The sequence below is a fragment of the Criibacterium bergeronii genome (assembly GCF_001693775.2).
GTDB classification, from domain to species: domain Bacteria; phylum Bacillota; class Clostridia; order Peptostreptococcales; family Filifactoraceae; genus Peptoanaerobacter; species Peptoanaerobacter bergeronii.
Genome location: NZ_MBEW02000014.1, coordinates 1 through 26,681, shown reverse-complemented (window position 1 = coordinate 26,681; position 26,681 = coordinate 1). Strand labels below are relative to the sequence as shown.

Below are 26,681 nucleotides of genomic sequence, written 5' to 3'. Positions count from 1 at the left end.
TATCACTTAGGAAAGCAAGGTTTGCACATTTAAGTTCTATATCAAATCTTCATTATAAATATACTTAAATAGTGTGCTGCTTAAAAATAATTTTTCGTCCACAAACATTTTATTTTTATTAAAATCGTTAATCAATAATGATACTTGTGTGATATCGCAAAGCTCTCCTGTATTGCTTTTTTTGATTAAAATGCTGTTTTTCCCGCCTACATAGATATTTGACTCTTTAACTGATTTTGAGTAAAAGTATTCATTTTCTATATCTTTTATGCCTAGTTTATCAAATTTTTCCTGAATATTTTTTGGCACTTTTGAATTTCTGATTTCTACGTCAAACTTTCCTCTATTTAAAAAACAGTTTGACAAAAATGATAATATTTTATCCTCACATCTACTCCACTTGAGTATGTGGTAATTAAAATAGCTGTCATCTGTTTGCAAATATTGCTCGACTTTTATTGAGCCGTTCAAATAAATATTTCTTAATATTTCATCGCAATATATGCAGTGCTTATCTTTTTCTAATAGCTCTTTTGCTCGCTTAAATATCATAATTAGTATGTCTTCAAAGTGTTTTTTTGTTGTATGCTGATACACTTCCTTGTGCATGAAATATCTTGCAAGGACATATTCTTCTAATGTAGACATATATTTTTCGTTTACATAGATTTTTAGCTCGCCGTCTATCTCTTCTACTCCAAATGATTTTATGAGTCTATCTATATCGTAAACTCCATTGCTAACTTTTGTAAAATATGAGTCTCTGAGCAAATAGTCCATTCTATCCGCATCTGTCTGAGAGCTTATTAGTGTGGCTATTATGCTGAATATATGCGAATTTTTATCGTTTTTATAGGATTTAGAAATTACATCGCAGAGTTTTTTTATAAAATCCTGCCCATAATTTTCTACCAGCTTTTTATGGATTTTTGTGTCAGGACTGCTTATGATATCCACTGTCCACTGCTCGTGAGCTTGTATTTCAAATATTCTTTCAAAGGCATGGGAATAAGCTCCATGTCCTAGGTCGTGCAACAGTGCCGCCACATAAGCCAAGGTCTTGTCCTCTTGTTTTACTTCATAGCCGATTTCTTTAAGCTGCTGCTCAAAATGTGCTATAAGCTTTTTCATGGCGTGATATGTGCCTATGGAATGTGAAAATCTTGTGTGGGTAGCCGTAGGAAAAACCATGTAGTCACAACTAAGCTGGTGTATACGGTGCAATCTTTGAAACTCAGGTGTGTCAATGATTTCTTGCATTTTTTTATCTATGACTATATCGCTGTGTATTGCGTCTCTAACAAATATTTGGCTCATCTTAACCTCTTAAAGTTGTTTAAGATTGAATTTACAATTTATTGGATTGTTTTTAAATTTAAATACAAAAAATTTATTGTATATCTTACGGGCAGACTTAGTTCGCCCTTACTGATTAATTTTTTAGCAAACATAGCTACCACTTACATTGGTATAAAGCTACATATCATTTGCTTTTACTAGATAGGACAGCACAAAAAGAGAGTTTAGCAAATTAACACTTTCTACTTTGATGTTTTTATTTAATTTCAAATCTGTTGGTGCAAAATTCCAAACTCCTTTTATTTTTGTTTTATTTATTATATCTACCACTCCTGAGACTGCATCTTTTGGAGTACAGATTATTGCTATTTTAACTTTGTTGTCGTCTATGTACTTTTTTGCGTCCTTTAAATCCATTACTATAGTATTTTTTATTTTTCTGCCTATCATATCCTTATTTACGTCAAATATAGCCTTTATATTTATGTCAAATTTGTTAAAGCCTGTATAATTTGCTATAGCGTGACCTAGATTTCCTGCTCCAAATATGACTGCACTTAGCGTAGAATTTAGTCCTAAAATCTGAGATAGCTCTGTATATAGCCCTTCAACCTCATATCCTGTGCCTTGTATGCCAAAGCCGCCAAAATTGTTTAAATCTTGGCGTATTTGTGAGGCGGTAAAGCCTGTGATTTTACTAAGCTCCTTTGAGGAGACTTTGCTCACTCCTTTTTCTTTGAGGTCTGCAAGGTAGCTATGATATTTTGGTAGTCTTCTAATCACATTAAAAGAAATATACTTATCCTTATTCATGTAAGTCCTTTGTCAACGAATAGATTAAATTATTATATATTTAAAGTTAACGACAAACGATACCATATGAAGTTCAAAATTTTTTCTTGTCTTTTAATATTATAGCACACAAAATAAGAATTTAAAATCCACTTTTTATTTAAGGTTTATGCGTTACTATAAGTTGTTTATGGGCTAATTGTATATATTAGATTTTATATTTGAATTCGTCTGCTTTTGTACAATCCTGCAAGGTAAAACAATCTTTTACTTTATTAATCAAGCAATTATTGCTTTCGTACGGCATTGTAACTATTAGTCTTTTTTGTGCCCTCGTCATTGCGACATACAATTTTCTGTCATTATCGCCATAAGAATTATAAGCAGAGCCATCTGTAATTATAACATTATCAAACTCAAGTCCTTTGGCTTTATGGACTGTGGATATTATTACTTTTTCATCTCCTACCAATAGGTCTACCTCAGTGAAGTTGTAGTTTGATGATAAAAATTTGTCTATTTTATATTTTAATGGGATATTTTGATTTTCTGTAGTGTCAATTTTTTTCTTGAAATAGGTAAACAGCTTTTCCATTTCTTTTTTGTCTTTTTCAATCGTCTCTTTATCACTTTTGTCATTATTTGAATTGTATAGTATATCAATATATTTTTTAGAAAAATCCTCTAGGCTCATATTTGTGTTAAGTAATGGCAAGGTCTGCTCAAATAAAGGATTTAGTTTTTGATAAATTCTTTGAATTTTTTTATCATTTTCTAAGATAAATGACTTTTGGACTGCGGTTGTCTGTTTGCCATCTTTAAGTAGTCTAATCACAAGATTGGCAGTGGCTCTAGTGTCAAATAGGGCATTATGATTGTTTTCTCCCTCCAATTTGAGATAGTCAAGTAAAGTTTCCAGCTTATAATTTTTTAAGTCCTTATTTTTTGATTTCGGGTAGATTTGTCTTACAAATGTTAGTGAGTCAAAAAAGTTTTCTTTTCCCCCTAATACATCTGCAAATGCAAGAGCTTCACTTACATATCTTTTATAATTTTGGGTTAGAATGTTAAAGTCGTAATTCAAATTGTGAGCAACTAAGATAGAATTTTCGCCACAAAAATCTATAAATTGCTGTATACCATCTTTGTGAGATACTCCATCGCTATCAAGCTTTTCTCTAGTTATTTTGTGCACTTTTTGAGTTGCGGATATATCTTTATCCGTATTAATATAGATGTCCACTTCTCCAGCCTTTTTGCCTTCACGTATTCTAACTGCTGCTATTTGTATAACATCGTCATTTAAGGTATCAAGTCCTGTGGTCTCAGTATCAAAGACAACAATATCTCTAGTGCTTGCCTTTGCAAAAAAAGCCTCAAGCTTAGTAGTGTTATTGTTCTCAAGCAGCTCTATCAAATCGGTGGAGTTATCATAGGCTTCTTTTACAAAGTTTTCGCTGTTTTTAAGTGTATCTATAATGTGTTGTGAATATAAGAGCCTTACAATAGAGGCTCTTCCTGCACTGTCATTTACTATCTGCAAAAATGACATCAGCGATTTAGCTGTGGTTCTTTCAAACATATCATAGCCTGATATTCTGAAATGGTCGATGTTTACTCCTTTTAGCCTATCTGACAAAATTTGTGCTGTCAAATTTCTATTTACTAATAGTGCTATCTTTTCATTCTGAGCGGTAACCTTTTTTATTAGCCAAGGAATAATCTCCCTTGCTATCAAGTCATACTGATTGTATTTTGTGCATTTAAACATAGTTAAGGCAAACTCCGGCTTTTCGCATAAATTTTTAGAAAATGCCTCTTTTTTATCGCTCATATTATTTTCACTTAAATACTTGTTGTATAAATCCATCAGATAACGTGGTGAGCGGAAATTTTGTGTGAGATAAAAAACATTACCCTCAGATTTTTTCTCAAGCATTGTTTTAGACTCTCGGCTAGCTCCCATAAAGCCATATATAGCTTGGTTGTAATCACCAAAATAAACTACTGTAGCGTCATCAGTGCAAAGTCCATCTATTATGTCAAACTGTATTTGATTTAAGTCCTGAACCTCGTCTATTTGCAACCAATCATAGGTTTTTGATTTTCCGTTTGAATTTTTAACCCACAAATAGGCATAGGTGAGTATGTCATCAAAATCTAAGTATTTATTTTCTTTTTTTTGCTCTATGTATTTTTGTATTACCGATAATACTAATTTATTGTAAATTAGGCTACCAAGATTCGAACCAATTATATCTATCAAATGTGTTTGTGGAAATTTTTTTGATTTTCTGTCTATGTAGGTGGAAAGATTTAGCAAATCTTCTACTTTATATGAATTAATATATGGCTCTGATTTATAATTTTTGCTTATTTGCATACCTGATTGTAGCATGATATTTCTCATAATATCTTTTTGGTCGCTGTCCTCAAGCACCTGTGCGTCAAAATCTATTTCGCCTTCTTTTTTTAGTAGGCTGTAGCATACGCTGTGCACATTTCCAATAGTGACTTTACTGTCAGGGCACTCTTCATTTACTCTGTCAAGCATTTCTTTGCCTGCTTTTACTGTGAAGGTTAGACAAGCCATTTTGGTATTATCGTGACCATTGTTAAGTGCCTCTATTACCCTTTTTGATAATAGCTGAGTTTTACCGCTGCCAGCCGGTGCTAAGACTAGATTTATCCCTGAATTTATGTTGATTACTGCCTGCTGTTCATCAGTAAATTTTATTTTGGAATTACTGTTCATAAATTAGCTCCTTTTTTACCGCTTAGATTATTGCATTACTTTTATTTTAATTGATTTTCAATGTCTCGTCTACCATAAATAATACGATATATCTTTACAATTTTATGTTTTTCATCCGGCAAATAAAAAACTAAATAATTGTCTACAGATAAAAATCTAAGCCCTAGTTTCCTCCATTGTTCGTACTCGCATAAACTGCACCTCATAGGCATTTCACCCAAAGTTTTAATTGCAAAAATTAATTTAGTTGATAATTTTTCTGCTATGCTTGGTGAAAGTAATTCATCTCTTAATATACCTTTTAATACATAATAAATCTTCTTTCGCATTTTCTGAAAATATTATTTTATATTTCATTTTTCAAGCTCATCATTTAAATCATTTTCAACTTCATCTACACTAAATACTCTGCCATTCTCAAAATCATCATGTGCTTTTAACATTTCTTTATTAAATATTTCTTGAGTTAAATCTGACAAAATAATAGGTTTTTGATTTGTCAATTTTACATCAAATGGTAATCCGTTTTGCATGATTACCTGTCTGAAAAAAAATTGATACTGCATTAGACATAGGTATCCCCCAGTTTTTCAAGTATTTTTTCCGCCTGTTGTTTAATATTCGGCTCTACTCTCACATAAATATTTGATGTTCTTGGCATCTTAATCACTCCTTTTCTCTTATTTTATATAATATTTTGATTGCTGTTCGCAATACATTCGCCAATATGCACTGAATTTGCATTAGAAAAATTTTATTATCCGTTTAATTTTTCTACCCAAACGGAAACTGATTTATTGTATACCGGAAAATCTCCATCTCCGTTTTCATCAATAGTTATCTCACCTAAATGGTTTTGAAGATAATCATAGTAGATTTTGCCTGCTTTATTTTTGCCAACATTCATACGCACAAATTTATCGCCATTGTTGCTGATTGCTACAGCAATACTACCTTGATGCTCTTCATCGCCAAGTCTTGTAAATCCTATTGCATTTGGCTCTTGCATATAAAGCCTTTCTTCTCCGTAAGCATAATCACGTCTAAGCTCCATTAACGGAATTATTTTGTCACCAATCCCGCTATAAAGGCTCTTATCACCAATTCCAAATAAATCACCAAAAAATACACAAGGATACCCTGTAAGTCTAAGAAGTATGATTGCATAGGCAGTTTGCTTAAAATCCTCCACCACCCAAGACTCCAATGCCTGCCCCTGCTGGGAGTCATGATTGTCTACAAAAGTTACTGCACTCATACTTCTTTGTGACTCAAGTGAATTGTCAAATAATGTCCTCAAATCAAATTTTTCTTTTTTCCAACCTGCATCAAATAACCTAAAATGCAAGGTAACATCAAATAAATCTATGTTATCCTTGGTATGCTCTATAAAATTAACCAGCTTTTCTTGGCTGTTTTCCCAATATTCACCAACGAAATACATATCACTTTTTACTTCATTAAGGATGAAGTCAGTAAAATCATTCAAAAATGCACCGTCAATATGTTTCATGGCGTCATAACGTATACCATCGATTTTAGTTTCATTTATAACCCATTTAGCCCATCTTTTCAACTCTTCAACTACTGCCGGATGGTCGTGGTCGATATCTGCAAACATCAGATAATCAAAATTACCTTTTTCTTTTGAGACATTTTCATTCCAATACTTATTTTCACCAAGAATTCTAAATATCGCTTTTTCTTTTGTGATATCATCATAGTCAACTCCTGAAAAATGCTCAAAAGACCATTTAAAATCACTACACTTACCTTTTCTGCCGGTGAATGTAAATTTAGTCCAACCCTTTATATCTTTTGGCGGTTCTATATCTTTTGTTCTGTCGTTGCTGTCAACCTTTACAGCCTTAAAAAGCTGTGTCTCATCTGCCCCAGCCTTGTGATTGAGTACAAAATCACCATAAACCTTAATCCCCTTTTCATGTGCTTTATCAATAAGACTTATTAATTCCTCTTTTGTGCCATACTTTGTACGAATTCCACCTTTTTGGTCAAATTCTCCCAAATCGTACAAATCATATATCCCGTATCCTACATCATTTAAGCCAAATGCCTTGCAAAATGGCGGTAACCATAATGCAGTTATGCCCAGCTCTTTAAAATAATCAAGCTGTGACTTCAAATAATTATAATGATTGCCATCATTTGGTAAATACCATTCAAACGCTTGTAAAATTAACCCGTTCATATTATCTCCTATAAGCAATAACTGTAAAAGGTATATGTAAAAAATATCCGAAGATAAATCTATCGGATATTTTTCAACTTTTATTCTGTTTTATCAAATTTGAGCTTAAAAACTATTATTTAGTAATATCAGAAACTAGGTCTCCTACTTCTTCAACGTGGTCATCAAAATCTTCTAAGAAGGAATCTCTTTTACTCTTTGCTTTTTTAACTAAATCCTTAGTGCCACTTGCTATGTCACCTCTAAACTCTTCGCCAGCCTTAGGAGCTACTAAAAGTCCTACTGCAACACCTATAACTGTGCCGATTACTGTTGCACCTAACACTGCAAATAAATTCATATCGTCATTTTTTCTCATTTTCTTCCTCCCGATTTTTTTATTATTTTAAATCCTAATTAATATATACCATCTTTTTCAATTTTTTCACATATTTTATAAATAAATTAATATTTTATTTTAATACCTAAAGATTAATTTCAAATACCTCATATTCCCTTGTTATTTCAAAAATTTTCGTATTAGGATAAACTTTTTCATACTCTTTTTTGAATTTTTTAGTAATATCGTAGTTTCCCCAAAAGTGCATTGGCATAAAATATCTAGGCTCTAACTCCAGCACTTGTTTGCCTCCAAGGTCATATTGCCCTGCTTGTCTTGGGTCTACAAGAAAAAATGCTAAATCTATTTTTTTACCCCTTAGCTTATCAAGCTGTTTAGTAAACATTTCGTGCATTGTTATCCTCTGCTGCTCATTATCCTCCATTTCCCAGTACCAGTCATTTAAATCGCCGGCAAAAAATATAACTTTACCGCCAAGCTCAATTACATAAGCAACTCCTAAATCTGTAGATAAAAGAGTTTCTACTCTCATATCGTCTATTTTATATTGTTCATTTGGCTTTACTATAACCACTTTATCCTTAAACTTTTCAAAACCATCGCTACTCACATCATCAGATAGTATATATTTTTCCGCCTGTTCATAAAAATCAAATATCTTTGTACAATAGTGGTCTGAATGGGAATGTGAAGTGAAAAAATAAATCGGTTTGCCCTCCTCAAGAGGTAATTCATTTTTAAAATAATCAAACACCAAAACCCTATCTTCCAGCTCTATTTTAAATGTACTATGCGTAATAAAAGTTACAAGAATTTTCATTAACTATCCTTTCTTGACAACGTATAATAAATTTATTCATTACTTATTATCTACCATAAATTTTTAAAATTACGCAAAATGTATTTAGTTAAAAAATATTTCCAAAAATGGGATTATCAGTAGATTTAGTGTTTTTTTTATGTTATAATCTAGGCAACTCAGTTAATACATCAGATTTAATTAAAAATATAACGGACAAAAAACAAAAAGCCAACGAACTTCAATGTTTGTTGGCTTTTGTTTTTGCAGTTTAATTTTTTATAAATCTTGTGCCATATCAGCAATCTTGGTAGTCATAGAGTTTACCTCTTCTATAGATGCGTTAATTTCCTGCATACTGGAGGACTGTCCTTCAATCAAACCGCTTATATCATTTATCCTAGACATAATATCATTGTTTGCCGTTTCCATACCGTTTAAGCTCTTTGTAATGCTGTCTACTGCACCTTGGCTGCTGTTTGCTAATTTTCTTACTTCCTCAGCTACTACTGAAAAGCCTTTGCCTGCCTCTCCTGCTCTTGCCGCCTCAATTGAGGCATTTAAAGCTAAAAGGTTTGTTTGTGATGAAATGTTTAATATCAAATCTACAAGCTTCATAGTTTCATCGGTAACTGCTTTTGAAATTTCAGTTGCTTTTTTGATTTCTACCTGTTTATTTGTTATGTCCATAGTAGTTTGAGTGGTACTTGCTACAGCCTCAGTAATTTCGCCTATTGAGCCGGATAAATCTCTTATCAGTCCGTCTAGCTCTCTTGTAAATGTTTCTTTTGCCTTTTCAGATGTAATATCTCTTATTGCACCTGCTACCAATATCGGCTCTCCATTTGGTTTTCTAATGGTTTGCCCTATTGCATGAAACCAGCCGTAGCGACCATCTTTTTTTTGCAATCTATAATCCAAGTCAAATGGTGTTTTTCCTGAATAATCTAAAATATGTTTACTAAACGCATCCAGTGTCCTTTGCTTATCTTCAGGATGGAGTTTATCTGACCAAGAGTTTAATTTATTAGGAAAATCACTTTCGTTGTTATATCCTAACAGATTTCTAAATTGGTTTGACCACCAAAATTCATTATTTGGGCTGGTAGGGTCATTTCCGGTGACTCTCATATTCCATGAACCTTCTGATAATATTTCGTCTATTGCCTCATATCTTTTTACTGTATAATCCAGCTCTGTTTCATTTTTAATTTGCTCGTCTATATCGATAAATATACCTATGATTTCTACAGGATGTCCTTTTTCGTCTCTTATAGTGTGTCCTGTCGCCTTAAACCACTTGTATGTGCCATCTTTAATTTTTAATCTATAGTTTACATCGTATACTGTTTTCCCTGAAAAATCAGAAATGCAATTTCCAAATTTTTCAAGAGTATTTCCGGCATCATCAGGGTGCAATCTATCCGACCATGAATTTACTTCGTTTGGAAAATCTCTTTCGTCTTTAAATCCTGTCATGCGTCTGAATTCGTCTGACCATATTGCGTATTCAATATTTAGATTGTCATCAATTTTCATATACCACATTCCTGAATGAGCGGCATCATTTACAACCTTTAGTCTTAATTTTTGATAGTCCAATTCTTGATTAAATAAGTCTATCAATGAATTTATCTTATTTTCCAATTGAGCATTTGAGCCTGCTTGAATGTGCTGTATTTTTTCATTGTGATTATATCCTGCGATTATGTTATCTATTTGTTTGTCAAAATCATTGTCTGATGGTTTTTCTGTCAATTTATTTTTTCCGAACATAGTACCCTCCCCCAATTTAGTCTTGTGAAAGCATAATTTCATTTTTTAATACATTCATATTCTACTCGTATTAGTTGCAAGTGTCAATTTGATAATAATTTTTTTACAATTTTCACAAATTTATTTAACGCAAAAATTATCTTAATTCTCTAACTATAAATTAAATTATTTTATTTCAAGCTAATTACTCACCCTCCAGTAATTTCCTACGCATTTTTCGCCGCAATCCCATGTGTCATATATGTATCCGTCCTTGACCACTGTAAGATGGCGTGCTGTTTTTACAATAAATGTGCCTGTGGAGAATTTGTTGCAAAATTCTCTTACCTTATATTTTTTATTGTTAGATTTCACCGGCTGTTTTTGTTTTTCAAGTCCTTTTAGTTTCAAATATTTTTCCAAAACTCTCTTGGAATTAGGTGCATCCTTTACTTGCAAGGCAACCTGTGTCAATTCTCTTAGTGCTTGCTCCCATGTGATGCCAAAGGCGAATGATGTAGCTCTAAATACGCAATCTGCCGCTCTTTGAAGATTTTTGGGGTTTTGATTGTGATATATGTATCTAGTAAAGCTCAATTTATCTCCTCTTTTAATATATAAATTTTTGACATTAAAGGGCGGTAAATAATCACCGCCCTTTAATTTTTCTATGATATTTATTTCATGTCGTTGTGACCATAAACGGCAAATTTATTCAGCTCGCCATAGTCTTTAATCTTGTTTAGATGTTTCAGAGTTTCCATATCTTCTGCTGATATTTCAAAGTTTATATCGGCATTTTGTTTCATATGCTCTTTATTAGCTGTCTTTGGTAGCACGATGGTGTTGAGCTGCCAATCATATCTTATGCAGAGCTGCGGAACACTTACATTATATTTTTGGGCAATTTCTTTTATAACAGGATTGTCCAGTGATTTTCCATGAGCTATAGGTGAATATGCCTCTACTTGTATATCATTTTTTTGGCAATACGCTATAACTTCAAGTGGTGTATTTGAAATATGGCAAAGTATCTGATTTATGACAGGTTTTATTTTGCAATCTTCTAATATATTTTGTATGTCTTGCTCTTTAAAATTTGAGATGCCTATATTTTTTACTTTTCCAGCCTCATAAGCCTCTTGCAATGCTTTCCAAACTTCTTTATTTTCTTTATAATATCTATTTTCAGATTTGTTATATTCTGCCCATGGCTGTGGGCTGTGGATTATCATCAAGTCAAGATAGTCTAATCCCATAAGATTGAGCGTGTCGTCTATTGATTTTTTTGCTGCAACATAGTCTTTAATTTCGGCTTGAATTTTAGATGTTACAAAGAGTTTTTCCCTTGGAACTGCCGATTTCCTTATACCTTCTCCAACTCCACGTTCGTTTTCATATGCTTGGGCGGTGTCTATGTGTCTATATCCTATTTCTATGGCATTTACTACCGCATCTGCCACTATAGCATCATCGATTAGCCATGTGCCTAGTGCCAGTTTTGGTATTTCGTTGCCATTATTTAGTTTAATTTTTTCATCAAATATCATAATTTTCTCCTGAGAATATAAAATTTAATATACTTTATTATACCCCACATTACAGATAAATTACAATTAATATTTATTTTTTTCTTTTGAGAAAACTATAAGCTTCGTCAAGTTTGCACATTAAAAATTGCACCTGAGACAGCTACAGGTGCAACAATTTTATCCATGACAAGACATTTTCTAAAATCTTTCCTTGCCTTATATGTAAGTGCTTTGTTTAAAGTGTCCCTCCGCTACCATAATCACAAACAGAGGATGCTAGTTTTTTACCTATATCAATTTTTTCGCAGTGTCTACTTGGTCTACCTTGGTTCATAATCAATAAACATAAGTTTTTCCATTAATTATATCCTTTAAATACTCGTATTAATATATTTTTGCTAATTTCATGTTGGTTTTATTTAAGCATACCTACATTATACGCTACTTATCCTTTTTTATACCCTGCGAGCGTAAATATACCGCTTTTTCAATACATTTTAGCTCATTTTGACCATAGTTGCGAATTCCCTTACTGTCCCTAGGAACAGGAGGTATAATTCCCTCTTTTTCATAATATCTTAGCGTGTCCGCTGATAAATGAAATATTTTACATACTTCTTTGATTTTCATTTTCCTCTCCTTAATATGAACCCTCGGTAATTAATGTATACCTTATATTTCACATATAGTCAAGTATAAAAATTATTTTTCTTAATATATCACATATTTCGATTTTAGCAGCTCTTAATTTAGAATTCATTCTAATAAATTTTGTGATATAATTATCAATATATAAATAAACTGCTATATTAAATAATTTTTAATTAAAAAGGATTTAGCTATGGGAAAATATCTAACCAATCTAATATTTTTTGATACTGAAACTGACAGAGATAGCAAAAAAATTCTTGACACCGGAGCAGTAGCGTATGACATAAATAGAAATGAAACAAGCTTTCATGGTGCAGATAACAGTCAAATAACTGAGTTTATAAACTTTGTAAAGAAAAATAGCAAAGATAAATATTTTCTATGCGGACACAACATTATAAATCACGACATAAAAATGTTAAAAGACGAGCCTACAGCCAAAACCTTTTTCAAGGAAAATGACAATATATTCTACATAGACACCCTAAACTTATCAATACTACTTTTTGATAAAAAGACACACCGCCTAGGAAAAGACTACGAGCAAATGAAAGGCGAAAATAACAACCCTACGCTTGATGCAAAAAAATCAAAAGAGCTGTTTGACCTAGCGTTATCAGAATTCAATAAATTTGACGAAAAAACTCAAAATATTTATAGACAATTATTACAAAACACTGAAGAATTTAGCGGATTTTTTGAATATATCGGCAAAACCAGTCCTTTAAATACAGACTACGAAACACTAGCAGAAAATATAAAAGAGCTTTTACTAGGAAGTATATGTGAAAATGCTAACGTCATAGACTTCATTAAGGACTGTCCATTAGAAACTGCTATAGCAATATCCAATATACTTTTTGCTGCCGAAAAAACTGATGAAGAAGGCGAAGATTTTAGCAAGGTTTCAATCAATTTACCTGAATATGTAGAAATTAACTATCCTATGACAGGTATAATCATAAAAAAACTTTGTTTCACCCTATGCGAAGAAGTGTGTAGCTACTGCGACAAAGAACTCAGTCCTGAAAAAATGGCTATTAAAATATATAAAAATTTAGCCAAAACAATAGATGCAAAGCTGCATTTTGAATTCCGTAGCTATGGCGAAGATAATTTACCACTGCAAGAAGATGCTATTAAATCTGCACTAAGAGGAGAATCACTTATAGCCATCTTCCCAACCGGTGGAGGAAAATCACTTACTTTCCAGCTACCTGCTATAATTGCAGGCAAAAAATATGGAGCACTTACAGTAGTAATCTCTCCACTTCAATCCCTTATGAAAGACCAAGTTGATAATCTAAATGAAAAAGGCAACTTTATCTCAACCTACATCAACGGACTTGACAACCCTGTAGAAAAAAGCATTAAAATGCAGGCAATAGAAGATGGTGCATACTATATGCTATACATCTCTCCGGAGCAGTTAAGGTCGCAAGCTATCCAAAAAATGCTTGGCAAAAGGACTATAGATAGATTTATAATAGACGAGGCTCACTGCTTTTCTCAATGGGGGCATGATTTTAGACCTGATTATCAATATATAGGTAATTTTATTAAAACATTAGAAGAGCAAAAAAATAAAACTTCCAAAAATAAAGACAAAGTTTTGTATAAAATCCCCATTTCATGCTTTACAGCCACAGCTAAAGAAAGCGTAAAAGAGGACATTCTAAACTATTTTAGAGATAAATTAGGATTAGAGTTAAAAAAATTTTATGCCAGTGCAAAAAGAAACAATTTGACTTATCACGCTGTCAAAATAGACGAACCTGACGATAACAAAAATTACAACGAAAGAAAAGACGCTATAATCAGTATTTTAGATAAAAATACAAACCAAGGTCAATTACCTTGTACCATTATCTTTATGTCTAAAGCAGCAGAAACAAAAAAACTTGCTGAGGATTTAAATGAACATTATACGCATGATATTGACAATAAAAAAGAAGTCGCCACATTTTACAATGGCGGCAAGCTAGGCAAGGAAGATAAAAAAATAAATCAAAAAAAATTTATGGATGGCACTTGCAATATAATGGTAGCCACCTCCGCCTTTGGTATGGGCGTAGATAAAGATAATGTACGAGTAGTCATACACTTTGATTTGCCTAGCTCCTTGGAAAATTTTATGCAAGAGGCAGGTCGTGCCGGCAGAGACCAAAAACCTTCTGATTGCTATGTTTTATTCTCAGAAAAAGACCAAGAAACTCATTTCAGCCTTTATAAACAATCCTTGGTTGACTTTGAGAGTGTTAAAAAAATTAACAAAGCTGTCCGTAGCTCCATAAATAAAACCGAAAAATCCAAGAAAAAGAAAAAAAATGGTGTGTATTTATCAGCACTTGATATAGCTAATAGAGCCAACATAAAGAAAAAAGGCGACCTAGAAGGCTTTGTAAAAACTGCTATATCTACTTTAGAGACTTCAGATTACTTAGAACGCTTGGATAACAGCACAAAAATATTCGCCGGTGCACCCAAAGTCACCGCCGAGAATTTGGAACAAAAATTAGACGAAATAGCTGCTTTTTCTCAAAAAAATGACGAAAATATCACTAACTCCCTTGGTACAGAAAATATTGAGCCTAAAAAAAACAAAAGACAAATCGCTACAGAGATTTTATATGAAATGATAAGGGCAAATAAAGAGACTATGGGAGGAGAAAACAGAGTAGACTTTTTACAAAAACAAATCGACTGTAGTAAAGAAGATTTCACTGAAGTTATGCAGCTTTTGTTAGACAACGAGCTAATCTATAGACAGTCGACTTATAAAATTAATGTACTAAGCGAAGACGATGAAGAAACAAATGAAAAATTCTATCAAAGTATATCCAGTGTAGAAGAAGAAATATTAGAGCATATAAAATCCAATAACAAAAAAGCTAAATTAAATCTAAAAAAAATCTCCTCTGACAAAAATATAAATCTCTACAACATCAAAAAAATTGTTGCACAGTGGATTATGTTTGGCTATATTGACCAGCCGGAAGGCTCACTGGAAAACTACCTTCAGATACCTAGCAAAAAACTAAACCTAGAGCAGATAATAACAAAGAAAAATGAAATTGCAGAAAAACTTATTTCTGCCCTTGTATATGCTAATATCAAAAGTTTATATAAAAAGCAAAAGAACAAACAACAAAACTCTGATAACTCCAGCGAAAAAGCAGAAGAAAAAAACTACATTGAATTTGATTTAAAAGAATTTTGCATAAAAGAAAAACTTAGTGACTATGAAAATTTAGTAAAACATGCTCTTTTACAGCTAGACTCCATAGGTGAAATAGAAATCGTAAACGGACTGGTAGTTTACAAAAGTATGATGCACATCAAAAAAGGCAAAAACCATACGAAAGACTTTGAAATGGAAGACTACGAACACCTGAGGACATTTTATACCGGCAAAGTTGGTCAAATACACATAATGTATAAGTATGCACAGTTGCTCTTTGAAGAGACAGAAAATGAAAAGCTTGCAGAAAACAGCGAAACATCTCCTAAAAAATCAGAAAAATTTGTAAATGACTACCTCACTATGGCAAAGTCCAAATTTGAGGACGAATACTTCCCTGATGAAGAAGACAAAAAACTTCTTGAAATACCAAGAACAAAACAAAAAAATGAACAAATCCTAAATAATAAGGGCAATAACAACTTCGATGTATACCAGCAAGAAATAATGAACGCAGACGAAAGAGGCTTAATTATCTATGCAGGTCCGGGCAGTGGCAAGACAGAGGTTTTAGTGCATAAGTTAGTCCAATTAGTCGACAAGTATAACTATAGGTATGAAGACGTATTAATGCTAACCCATACCCGTTCAGCAGCAGAAGAGTTTAGGTCAAGATTAATAAATTTAATCTACAACTCCGCCTACGGTATAGAAATAAAAACCTTCCATTCCTATGCCTATGACGTTTTGGGAGAAGTAGGTTATATCGAAAATTCCAGCAATGGCTTAGGCTCAGTCAAAGATGACGGTATTGTGTTTGTAAATGCAAATAAAAAACTTTTAGATATTCAAAATTCTGATGATGGCTCTCAAGTAGAAGAATACACTATTCCAAATAAATGCCTGATTGTAGTTGACGAGGCTCAGGATATGGACGTTAAACAGTTTGATTTTTTAAAGGCTTTAATAAACTACAATAAAGACATAAAAGAATTTAGAGTAATAATTGCAGGTGACGATGACCAATCAATTTTTGACTATGGCTACGATAATACCGGAGATTTAAATAGAGATACTTTCACCACCTTGTCGGACGATTTAGAAACTTGTGGCAATTTCAACAGCTACGATATAAAAGAGTATCATTTAATAAATAATTATCGCTCAAAGAAAAATATCCTAGCTCTAGTAAATCTATTCGCAAAAGATAGACAAAACAGAGCTAAATCCGAAGATATGCTCTGCATGAACAAAGAAGATGGAGACGGCGTAGTAAAAATCACTAAATTTAAATATGAATATATACAAGTATATGTGTTGCAAGCTCTATCCGATTATATAGCTCAACACAAAGACAAAAAAGTCTGCATACTCACATATACAAACGAAGAGGCATCGTCACTATACTGCAATCTACTGCAAAATAAAATACCTGCGAGGCTAATCTCCAATGCTAGCAAGGATGAAATGCAGGATTTAAAAAATTTAGACGAGTTTTTCTATCTGCTTAGAAAAATGGAGGAAATTATTGCACTAAATTCTCCTAAGGTTGAACCTACCCCTGAAAATGCCGATGAAGAACAAGAGCTATATGACGAAATCACAATATACGACTTCAATAAACTTGTATTTAAAAAATACGATGACAAACAAAGCTTGGAAGTAGTATATAAAAGAAGTAATTTGTTAGAGCCTGTATTAAATATAATAAAATTATATTTAAAATCTAATCAAAACAAAAATACTGTCAGCAAAAAAGATTTTGAAGAATATTTATGGCAAACACATTTAGAGGGAAACCTTGAAGATTTTTATAGTGACAGATGTTTCGTATATGTTTCTACTATCCACAAAGCCAAGGGAAAAGAGTATGATACCGTATTTTTAATGCTCAAGGAACGTGATAGAGATTGGAAAGACGCTTTTTGGAGAGAAGTTTTCGTTGCATTGTCAAGGGCAAAGGACAATCTTTATGTCTTTACCAACACAGATGTTTTTGATGACCCTAAATATAAAATAGCATTAGGCGATGACTTTGCAACGCTTAATTTAGATTACACTGAAACAGATACCATGAAAGAAGTTAGAATAAGCCTGTCAGAAAGACGTGTTTTTTGGGATTACGGATTGTTTTGGTACAAAGAAGAGGGAAAATATGATGATTGTTACGGACCTGACACTGACTACATTGAAAAAATAAAGTCTTTAAGAGCAGGAGATAAGCTTTATTACTCAAAAAATAATCTAAGTGATGTTAATTCCAAATGTACTCCTCAAGGCTTTAAAAATAAATCTTTTGGTAAAAGCTGTCTAAAAAGCAGCGATGGTACTGTTGTATTCCAATTTTTCGATATGTTACCTGCCGAAATGACTAACCCATACTATGAGCTAAGCTATGCCTATGTTGAGTCTGTAGTTTGGTTTTACAAAAACAATTTTAAAGACCAAAGCTTGAATGGATTTTATCCTCATGTTAAACCAGTTTTATACTTTACAAAGAAAAAATAATTTTTAATGCAAAAACACCTTTTATTTATAACTACATAAATAAAAGGTGTTTTATATTATCTGACTAATTGATTTTTCCCTGCTCTATAAAACAATATTTTCACTATTTTTTCCAAAATTCCGGCTAAAACTATAGCCACTATCGCCCATGCCAATATGCCGGCTGTATTTAGTGCTACTCTTTCCATCTGAAATCCGCTGCCTATTGAGTATTGTGGCTGGCTAAGCACCTCTGCCGCAATAGTGACCTTTACATTAAGGCTGATTGCTGCTGCACAAACCGAAACCAGTGATGAACGAACCCACGGCAAATATAAATGAAATAGCTTTTTTTTATTACTAAATTTATATATATTTACCATTTCAATCAGCTTTTTGTCAACATTTAGTATCCCATCTACAACTGCACTGTAAATTAACGGGAAAATAACCAATACTCCAACAAGTATAGGTGCAAATTCTCTGCTAAGCCAAATTAGCGATAGCAGTATGACCGCCATAGATGGTATGGCTCTTAAAATCAATATTACCGGACTGAGCAAATTATTAATTGCACTAAAAGAGCCTGACAAGATGCCTAAAACAAGTCCTAGTGATAAAGAAATTAAAAAGCTGATTAAAATTCTTACAATTGAGTTTAAAACTTGCGATAAAAATACCTCAGAAATAATTATATCTATTAGAGAATTTGACGTCTCTAATGGTGTGGGAATAGCAATAGAATTATTCACTGTTTCGGAAACAATTGTCCAAAATATTATTAATACTGATATAGAAATTATTCTATAATATTTATATTTTAGAATATAATCCATCGTCAATCTCTTTTTCACCAGTTAATTTTGGATTAAATTTATATAATACCTCTAGATATTTATTGATTGAGTCCTTGTCATCATTTACAAATACAAAATCTAAGTTTGACTGAGGGATAGCCTTTTCGATTATTGGTGCTTTTAAGCCTATGCCTAGTGACTCATAATATTTTCCTGCCTCTGCCGGATTTTGGTTTACCCAGTCAACTGCGTCATCATAAGCATAAAGGAAGTCTCTAACTACTACAGGATTTGATGCTGCAAGCTTGTCACTGATTATTAATGAAGTTTGAGGATATTTGTCAAGCTTTGTTATTTTTTTCCATTCGTCTTGAAGATTTATGGCCACTTTAGATTTTTCACTCTTCATAAGTACATTTGTAAGTACGGGTTGTGGTATCATGCTGACTGTACTTTTACCAGCTAAATAGTTTGTGGCTAATTCCTCTACTGTTGAAAAATATTCTAATTTTACATCTTTTTCAGGGTCAATGCCATTTTCTGTAAGTACAAATCTGAGCATTGCATCAGGAGTAAGTCCTTTTCCCCAAAGGCTTATTGTTTTACCCTTTAAATCTTCAAGTGACTTTATATCTTCTGTTGACGCAATATATAATATTCCCCATACACTTGAGCCTGCTACCTTGTAGCCAGCACCCTTTGCATAAAGTGTAGCCGCTAGATTAGTTGGCACTATTGCCACATCTGCCTCATGCTTTATAAGTGATGCTGCTAACACATCAGCTGAGTCCACTGTTTCATAAGAAATAGTGGCATTTTTTATTTCCGGCTTGTCTACAAACAACCTTACCATGCTAAGTGCCGGCATACCAGCAGGTGCTATTACCTTAAAACTAACAGGGGTTTGCTCTTTTTCTACTACTTGTGGTTCGTCTTTTGTATGTTCCGGGTTAGCAAACTCACCTTTTTTATCAGTGCTTGTAGTACCTTGTGCACCGCACCCTGCTAAAACAAGCATTAGTGCAAACATTAAACTTAAAATTTTTTTCATTTTTGTCTCCCTTAAAAAGTTAATCAATGATTTTGTTCAATTATTTTTATGATTTTATTCCTAAGCTTTATATGCTCATCATCATACAGCTTTCTTTGCTCCAGCTCTGAGTTAAGGCTATATGTATCAATGATTTTGGTTATTCTACCTGATAATATCACTATGTTATGCCCTAGCAGCACAGCCTCATCAATGTCATGGGTCACAAAAATAATAGTGTTCTTATTTTTTCTCCAAAATTTTGTCAAATATTTTACCTGCTCAAGTCTCAGATCGTAGTCCAATGACTTAAAAGGCTCATCCATTAGCATTAGAGAAGGCTCAAAATAAAATCCCCTAGCTAGGGATACTCTTTTTAACATTCCACCGCTGAGCTGACTTGGATATTTATCTTTAAAGTCAAGCATTTCCAAAGAATATAATATTTGTAATATTTCATCACAATTTTCTTCATCTCTTACCAGCCTGATATTGTCGTATACAGTCTCCCAAGGAAGTAACCTATCCTCTTGAAAAATGTAGCCTATTTTTTCTTTTCCGACATTAACCTTGCCTGCTGCCGGATTTAATAACCCGGCAAGCATATTTAATATACTTGTTTTTCCACAGCCTGACGGTCCTAATATGCAGGTAATTTTTTCTTTAGGAACTGATAAAGAAAAATTATCGAAAACTCTTATCTCATCAAAGTTGAGTGACACATTTTCCAACAAATTCAATTTTTCCACTACAATGTCTATAAATTATCACCTCCCAAGAAAAAACAATTATAGCCTTGTCTATAATATACCATATTAGCGTTTTTTACCACTTAAAAATTGAAAAAAATATCATTAAAAATTAATTTATCTCCTTAGCATTTTCTATTTTCTCAGCAGCCATTAATCTTCTGAGGTAATCTACGACCAAAGGTATAGTTATTACAGCTGTCAAAATATCTGCTAAAGGCTGAGCCATCTCTACTCCACTTATACCTATATAATTTGGTAAAATTAATATCAACGGTACAAAAAGGATACCATTTTTTAACAAAGCCAAAAAACTTGCCTCTTTGCTCTTACCGGTACTTTGAAGTAACATCGCACTACTAACCGCAAAAGGACTTGCAAGACAAGAAAGAGCTGTCCATCTTAAAGCAGCCGCACCGATTTCAATCATTTTCTCATCATTTCTAAACCAAGAAATTATAGTTTCGCTATTAAATAGACAATATAAAGCAAAGCCTGATAAAAAAACTGTACCTATAATAGTTGAAACTGCCCAAGCCTTTTTGACCCTGCCATATTTTTTTGCACCATAGTTAAAAGCTGCCACCGGTTGTAGCCCTTGCCCAAGTCCAACAGCTACAGATGCTATTAAAAATCCAATTCTTCCTACAACACTCATCGCAGCTATTGCCGAGTCACCGTATGGCTTAGCCTGCATATTTAACAATATAGTTGTAGTAGCTGCAAGACATTGCCTTATTAACGAAGGAAAACCGGCGGAAGTCACCTTGATAAAATATTCATATTTTGCTCTGCTTAAATCTATTTTGCTGGTAGTTTTGCCGGACATAAACATAAAATATAAAATACCACAGCTAACCATCTGCGAAAACGCAGTTGCAATTCCTGCACCGCTCACACCCATATCTAAGCCGAAAATTAAAATCGGGTCACCAGCAAGATTTAATATCCCTCCGGCGGTAAGAGCAATCATAGCATAAAACGCTTTACCCTCATATCTTAAAATATTGTTTAAAACACAGCTAACCGATAAAAAAGGACCTGCAATCAATACCCAAAAAGCATATTCACGAGCAAATGGCAAAATAGTTTCCGTTGCACCAAGTAGCCTTAAAAACGGGTTCATAAAAAGAAAGCCTAACACAGTAATAATTAGACTTAATATAATAGCTCCTAATGCACCAGTCGATGCGTAAGCCTTAGCATCATCAATCTTTTTTGCTCCTAAAAACCTTGATACAAAACTGCCTGCACCCTGACCGCACATAAATCCCACAGCCTGATAAAATGCCATAATAGCAAAAACTATACCAATAGCACCTGATGCAGATGTCCCTAGCTTACTTACAAAAAAAGTATCGCCCGTATTATATATATTAGTAACCAACATACTGATAATTGTCGGAATTGCTAATACAACAATCAATCTTGGCACCGGAGTTGTAGTCATCTTTATATATTGCCGTTTCTCAGCCTCCAAAATTTTACTCCAATCTATATAAAATTAAAATTTTCATCTCAATAATACAGCAAAAAAACAATTCAAAAATTACCCTTTAGATAAATTTTAAGACAAAAACTAACTTATCAAATAGATAATAGATGAATTAAATATATTTTATCATATTATAAAAAAAATATAAAGCACTAGGCAAAATCCAGATTTGCCCAAAATTGCTAAATTAAAAAATCACTATTGCATTATTCCCAATTTAACATGAAAAGTTAGATGGAGAGCTATTGCCACTTAATTCTCCGGCAATAATTGAAAATAGCTAAGTTTATTTGCCACTGGCTGATATATGACAAATGCTAGGATATAAGGTTTCATGGAAAATAAAAGTTGTAAAATAAAGTGTCACATTTTATTTTACAACTTTTACTTTTCATAATTTAAAACCACCTACTATCAATAGGTGGTTTTGCTGTCTTTGTCTCTTGCAGAAAGGGAGTAGAGATATTATTTAATATTTCTACATATATATCTTATCATATACAAAATTAATTGCAAGCTATTATTTTTTCCTACTTGGTTGAGTTATTACTCTCCATTCTTCCAACAAATCCTCCAATTTATATTTTGCATTTGCCGGACTGGTTGAGGGAAGTTTTATTGCCCCTCTATTTAATTTTTTTATATGGTATTTATTGAAATATTTATATGACGTAGCTCCGTTGCAAAAAATTTCACTGATATTTGCTGTATCAAATATAGGCGATAAATCCGATGGTACAACATTTTTTATACTGGCATCGCTAGAGCCTATGATATCGCATTTATAAATAGTGTCATACAGTGCTATATTATTTTCTAAAAGAAATTTTTTTCTTTCTTCTATGTCTTTACTGAGCTTAACGTCAAAAAGTTGTTCCATTATTTTCCAAAATCTATTTTGCCCATGTCCATAAAAAAATCCATACTCTCTTGTCTTTACTGATGGAAATGAACCCAAAATTAATATTTTGGAATTTTTATCATATAGTGGTTGTAGGGGATGTACTATAGTTTGGCACAAATCTTTCTTTTGGTTCAATTTTTACTCCTAATTTTTATCCCATGTCAAACAATAATTTTGTTGCACTATCTCAAGCAAGACTTACATAATAAGTCTACTTAGACTTTGAAAAAAGACCTTTACACGTTTATTTTGTGTAAAGGACTTTTGACTTTTAATAGGTTAAAAGTATAGTGTTAACATTTATAACCCATTTTTATGATATTTCACTTTTATTAAAATTTTCTATCAATGAAGTTGTCTATATTAGAATTAGATTGCCAAAGTTGAAAGTTTAATGTATTAGGTATTTACTAAAACATAAATTTATTTACACTTTCCTTTAGCTCTTGTGCTACATCTGCCAGTGAATTTGCTGATGCCGCTATTTCCTGCATTGATGCAAGCTGTTGCTGAGATGCTCCAGCCACTGCATCTGTACTGTATGCTCCATCATTAGCTGCTTTTAATATGTCCTCCATTGCATTGTCTACCTCTTTACCTGATTTAGACAGTGTATCCATAGAGTCGGATATTTTACTCACTTCAGCTCCGATTTCATTTACAGATGATAGTATATCTTCAAAGGCATCCCCAGCTTTAATGACCACATGAGCTCCCTCTGTGACCTTTTGCGTTGACTCAGACATCATGCTAATTGCTTTGTCAGTGTCTTGTTGTATTACTCTTATTATATTTGATATTTCATTTGCTGCAGTTTCACTTTGTTCTGCCAATTTTCTTACTTCTTCTGCTACTACCGCAAATCCCTTACCACTTTCACCAGCTCTAGCTGCCTCTATTGCAGCATTTAATGCCAACAAATTGGTTTGTCCTGCTATGCCTGTGATAGACTCTACTATCTGACCTATTTGACGTGATTTTTCCCCTAGTATATTCATAGCCTCAGATGTAGATTTTGAGCTTTGCTCCATTTCTTTCATCACTCTCACTGCGTGCTCTATAGATTTTGCTCCTTCGTCAGCTTTTTCTTGTCCTGTTTTCGTTGCATTTTTTACGCTGTCTACTGCTATGCTTGATATTTGTATAGCCTCTGTCATACGTCCTGTCACTAATGAGGTTTTAGCTGCTATTTCTTTTTGATTGTTGGCACTTAATGCTATGTCTTGCACATTTTGAGATACACTCTCAGATAACTTGCCTACCTCAGATGCTGATGCAGCCAATTGTTCTGAGTTACTTGCTACTGTACTTGCATTTAGTTTGGATGAGCTAATAAGCATTCTAAGTGACTCTATCATGCTATTAAATGCTGATGCCAATCTTTTTGTTTCTATTGTACCCTCTTGTGCTATCGTCTGAGTCAAATCTCCATTTGCTACCTCTTCACTTGCCCTAGCCAAATTTTCTATTGGTTTTGTCACGCTAGTTGATACTATCTTGCCTAATAATGCAGCTGCAATAATAGATAGCAATAGCAATACAGCTATCGGTATCATAGATTTATACATAGGGTCTTTTACAGATGATACCGTAGCCTTGGAATAGACTATCCATCCATTACTAGGCACTATGCTCCATGATATGTAGCTATTTATACCCATAGAGTCTTGTGATATAACCGACCCGCTGGATTTGCTAGATATTGCTGCATTACCTTGCTTTGTCTGTGCATTACTTTCACTATTTTTTACGTTGTCCTTGTTTTGGTCTGCCAAATATGTACCTTTTTCATCTGTGATGCTAATGCCATTTTCGTCTGTTTGCACCTTGTCAGCTATGTTTTGTAAAAAGCCCACACTCAAATCGCCTGCTATTACGCCTACTATTTCTCCTGAGTCATTCTTTATAGGTGATGAAAATGTTACTGTAGGTGCATTTGTAAACACTGAAACATATGAACCTGTTACAAAGTCATTACCCTCTACTGCCTTTTTGAAGTACTCTCTGTCTGCCCTGTTTGCAAGCTTGCCTGATGTGCGGGCTATTTGATTGCCTTTATTATCCATTACAACTATTAATTCCCACTTTGGGTTAGCCTTTTGCAATGAAATTATACTCTCCAGTACATCTTTAGCCTGCATATTTTTAAATGCCGGCATTCCTGTAAGTCCTTTCATTTGTCCTGATGACTCTTTCATGAACAAATCTATTTCACTTGCCAGTGCGTCCGCATATCTCATATTATTTGAAGTGGTACTATTTTCCGACTGCTTTAGATATGTCCACCCTGATATACCACCTATTAAAATTGCAGGCACTAGTGCGAAAATTAAAAATGAAATAAACAACTTTTGTCCTATACTTTTCAAAATTTTCCTCCCTTTTAGCTAATAATAACATAAGTGTATTTTATCATTATAATTGTCAAAATGAAAGCGTTTTTGAACAATACTATATTTTTTATCATCATTATTTATTGAATTCACTAATTTGGGTAATATCTGTAAAAATATGTAATGCTTATGTGAGACATATTTGCATTGAATATGTCCCACTTATTTTGGAGCTATTAGTCTGATAACATCGTTTACTTTTTGATTTAGCTAATGTATGGCAATTTTTTCTGATTTATGTTTCTTATACAAAGTTGCTACCTATTTCAAATGTTGTTTGCATTAAGAAACTGCTATTTCTTTTTTAAGCTATTCAATCACCACTGCAAGACTATGGTTGCTAGATTTTTTCTCCGAGAGCTTTGTGCAGTCTTTTTTCCAAATACATCATTTTATCTGCCTCAGCAAATAGGTTTTCTATATCTGTTATATTCGGGTTGTTAATGGCATAGCCTAAGCTTATACCTAGTTGTTGTAGATATGGGTCTTTGTTGTAGATTTTTTTCATTTTTCTTGGAAAACCGTCTATGCTTTTGCGTAGCTCGTCATTCATATTTGATGCTATAGCTATAAACTCATCTCCTCCGATACGGCAAACTACACAATCTGAAAATGAAGCTTTAATTGTATCGGCTGTCAAGATTAGTACAGCATCACCTTTGCCGTGACCGTATTCGTCATTTACATACTTAAAATTGTCAATGTCCATATATATAACTACAAATGGATTGTCTTTAAGCGTTTCAATGTACTGGTACATATATCTCCTGTTGTATAGCTCAGTCAAATGGTCGACATTTGCCTGCCTTTCAAGCAAGTCTTTGTATCTTAACTCTTGGGTAACATCTTTTGCCACACCTACTGTACCAATTATATTTCCTTTTTTATCATGCAAAGGAGATTTCATCGTAAATAGATTTCTAAGGTCGCCTTCACCTACAAGAAGTGTTTCATCAAAGGTTAGGGTTTTGTTAGCATTTATCACGTCAACTTCTGACTCCATGCAGATATACTCCCCTTCTGAATAATCTTCTTTACTTAGCTCCCATAGGAATAGATGCCCTCTGTCGGTGCATTCTTCTCTTGTCTTTTTGTGACCATCACTGGCTCTTGGCAAAGCCTCTAAAAAAGGTTCGTTAAAGATTTTATGTGCACCTTTGCAATCTTTGACCCATATCAAATCTTTAGTGGTGTTCATCATTTTGCCTAGCACTTCTTGTATGTCATCATAGTTTTTATCTTTTTCAATGTCTTTTACTAATTTTTCAAAGCTGTATTTGAGCCTCTTGTCAGACATATTTTCCTGCCACACTGTATCAAAGGCAATATCTGTATTGTCAAAAGTCTGCTCACTGAGTACGACTATTAAATTTTCTAAAGAGCCTTTTATAAGCTTTATATTTTTAGTGATATTCATCAATTTTTCAGGCGAAGTTTTTACTATTATATAATCATACTGTTTTATGACGGTATCATCAATTTTGTCTACTTTTGTCAAAGTAATATTATCCGG

Annotated in this window: 19 protein-coding genes and 2 pseudogenes; 1 reads left to right on the top strand and 20 read right to left on the bottom strand. The window is 33.2% G+C overall.

Annotated elements, in window-relative coordinates; translation table 11 throughout:
- Positions 1–36: 36 nt before the first annotated feature.
- From BBG48_RS07035 to BBG48_RS06980, 13 genes and pseudogenes are all read right to left on the bottom strand, one after another.
- Positions 37–1,317: an HD domain-containing protein gene (locus tag BBG48_RS07035; protein WP_068912867.1), complete on the bottom strand. Its 1,281-nt coding sequence runs from the start codon at positions 1,315–1,317 to the stop codon at positions 37–39.
- Between the two features lie 159 nt (positions 1,318–1,476).
- The gene (locus BBG48_RS07030) at positions 1,477–2,112 is read right to left on the bottom strand and encodes a redox-sensing transcriptional repressor Rex (RefSeq protein WP_068912865.1); all 636 of its coding nucleotides are present in this window, start codon (positions 2,110–2,112) and stop codon (positions 1,477–1,479) included.
- 187 nt (positions 2,113–2,299) lie between these two features.
- Positions 2,300–4,846: a UvrD-helicase domain-containing protein gene (locus BBG48_RS07025; RefSeq protein WP_068912864.1), complete on the bottom strand. Its 2,547-nt coding sequence runs from the start codon at positions 4,844–4,846 to the stop codon at positions 2,300–2,302.
- 41 nt (positions 4,847–4,887) lie between these two features.
- Positions 4,888–5,175, bottom strand: coding sequence for a type II toxin-antitoxin system RelE/ParE family toxin (locus tag BBG48_RS07020; protein ID WP_243446763.1), 288 nt, complete (start codon positions 5,173–5,175; stop codon positions 4,888–4,890).
- Positions 5,176–5,199: 24 nt separating this feature from the next.
- Positions 5,200–5,412, bottom strand: a complete 213-nt coding sequence (locus tag BBG48_RS07015; protein WP_319946257.1) for a hypothetical protein — start codon at positions 5,410–5,412, stop codon at positions 5,200–5,202.
- 191 nt (positions 5,413–5,603) lie between these two features.
- The gene (locus BBG48_RS07010; protein ID WP_068912862.1) at positions 5,604–7,055 is read right to left on the bottom strand and encodes an alpha-amylase; all 1,452 of its coding nucleotides are present in this window, start codon (positions 7,053–7,055) and stop codon (positions 5,604–5,606) included.
- A gap of 115 nt (positions 7,056–7,170) precedes the next feature.
- The gene (locus tag BBG48_RS07005) at positions 7,171–7,413 is read right to left on the bottom strand and encodes a YtxH domain-containing protein (RefSeq protein ID WP_068912860.1); all 243 of its coding nucleotides are present in this window, start codon (positions 7,411–7,413) and stop codon (positions 7,171–7,173) included.
- A gap of 106 nt (positions 7,414–7,519) precedes the next feature.
- The gene (locus BBG48_RS07000) at positions 7,520–8,215 is read right to left on the bottom strand and encodes an MBL fold metallo-hydrolase (protein ID WP_068912859.1); all 696 of its coding nucleotides are present in this window, start codon (positions 8,213–8,215) and stop codon (positions 7,520–7,522) included.
- A 258-nt stretch (positions 8,216–8,473) separates the two neighbouring features.
- Positions 8,474–8,842: pseudogene (locus tag BBG48_RS11650) on the bottom strand (methyl-accepting chemotaxis protein); the annotation flags it as partial.
- Positions 8,843–8,989: 147 nt separating this feature from the next.
- Positions 8,990–9,733: pseudogene (locus BBG48_RS11645) on the bottom strand (PAS domain-containing protein); the annotation flags it as partial.
- Positions 9,734–10,150: 417 nt separating this feature from the next.
- On the bottom strand, positions 10,151–10,546 hold the full coding sequence (locus tag BBG48_RS06990; protein ID WP_068912856.1) for a hypothetical protein: 396 nt from the start codon (positions 10,544–10,546) through the stop codon (positions 10,151–10,153).
- An 80-nt stretch (positions 10,547–10,626) separates the two neighbouring features.
- Complete coding sequence (locus BBG48_RS06985; RefSeq protein ID WP_199560395.1) at positions 10,627–11,499, bottom strand: aldo/keto reductase; 873 nt, start codon at positions 11,497–11,499, stop codon at positions 10,627–10,629.
- A gap of 423 nt (positions 11,500–11,922) precedes the next feature.
- On the bottom strand, positions 11,923–12,111 hold the full coding sequence (locus BBG48_RS06980; protein ID WP_068912854.1) for a MerR family DNA-binding transcriptional regulator: 189 nt from the start codon (positions 12,109–12,111) through the stop codon (positions 11,923–11,925).
- Between the two features lie 211 nt (positions 12,112–12,322).
- Between BBG48_RS06980 and BBG48_RS06975 the strand changes: the two genes are divergently transcribed.
- Complete coding sequence (locus tag BBG48_RS06975) at positions 12,323–17,821, top strand: RecQ family ATP-dependent DNA helicase (protein WP_068912853.1); 5,499 nt, start codon at positions 12,323–12,325, stop codon at positions 17,819–17,821.
- Between the two features lie 56 nt (positions 17,822–17,877).
- Here the strand turns inward: BBG48_RS06975 and BBG48_RS06970 are convergent, their stop codons facing one another.
- The 7 genes from BBG48_RS06970 to BBG48_RS06940 all read right to left on the bottom strand — a co-directional run.
- Positions 17,878–18,636, bottom strand: coding sequence for an ABC transporter permease (locus BBG48_RS06970; protein ID WP_068912851.1), 759 nt, complete (start codon positions 18,634–18,636; stop codon positions 17,878–17,880).
- Complete coding sequence (locus BBG48_RS06965) at positions 18,614–19,648, bottom strand: ABC transporter substrate-binding protein (RefSeq protein WP_068912850.1); 1,035 nt, start codon at positions 19,646–19,648, stop codon at positions 18,614–18,616. Before BBG48_RS06965 ends, BBG48_RS06970 begins: the two co-directional genes overlap by 23 nt.
- A gap of 23 nt (positions 19,649–19,671) precedes the next feature.
- Positions 19,672–20,367 carry an ABC transporter ATP-binding protein gene (locus BBG48_RS06960; RefSeq protein ID WP_068912848.1) on the bottom strand — a complete coding sequence of 232 codons (696 nt, stop codon included), beginning with the start codon at positions 20,365–20,367 and terminating at the stop codon, positions 19,672–19,674.
- A gap of 121 nt (positions 20,368–20,488) precedes the next feature.
- Positions 20,489–21,856: an MATE family efflux transporter gene (locus BBG48_RS06955; RefSeq protein WP_243446761.1), complete on the bottom strand. Its 1,368-nt coding sequence runs from the start codon at positions 21,854–21,856 to the stop codon at positions 20,489–20,491.
- Positions 21,857–22,391: 535 nt separating this feature from the next.
- Positions 22,392–22,910, bottom strand: a complete 519-nt coding sequence (locus BBG48_RS06950) for a DNA-deoxyinosine glycosylase (RefSeq protein ID WP_068912847.1) — start codon at positions 22,908–22,910, stop codon at positions 22,392–22,394.
- A gap of 275 nt (positions 22,911–23,185) precedes the next feature.
- Positions 23,186–25,144, bottom strand: coding sequence for a methyl-accepting chemotaxis protein (locus tag BBG48_RS06945; protein ID WP_116170950.1), 1,959 nt, complete (start codon positions 25,142–25,144; stop codon positions 23,186–23,188).
- A 364-nt stretch (positions 25,145–25,508) separates the two neighbouring features.
- A partial coding sequence (locus tag BBG48_RS06940) for a sensor domain-containing diguanylate cyclase (RefSeq protein WP_116170949.1) occupies positions 25,509–26,681 on the bottom strand: 1,173 nt, incomplete at its 5' end.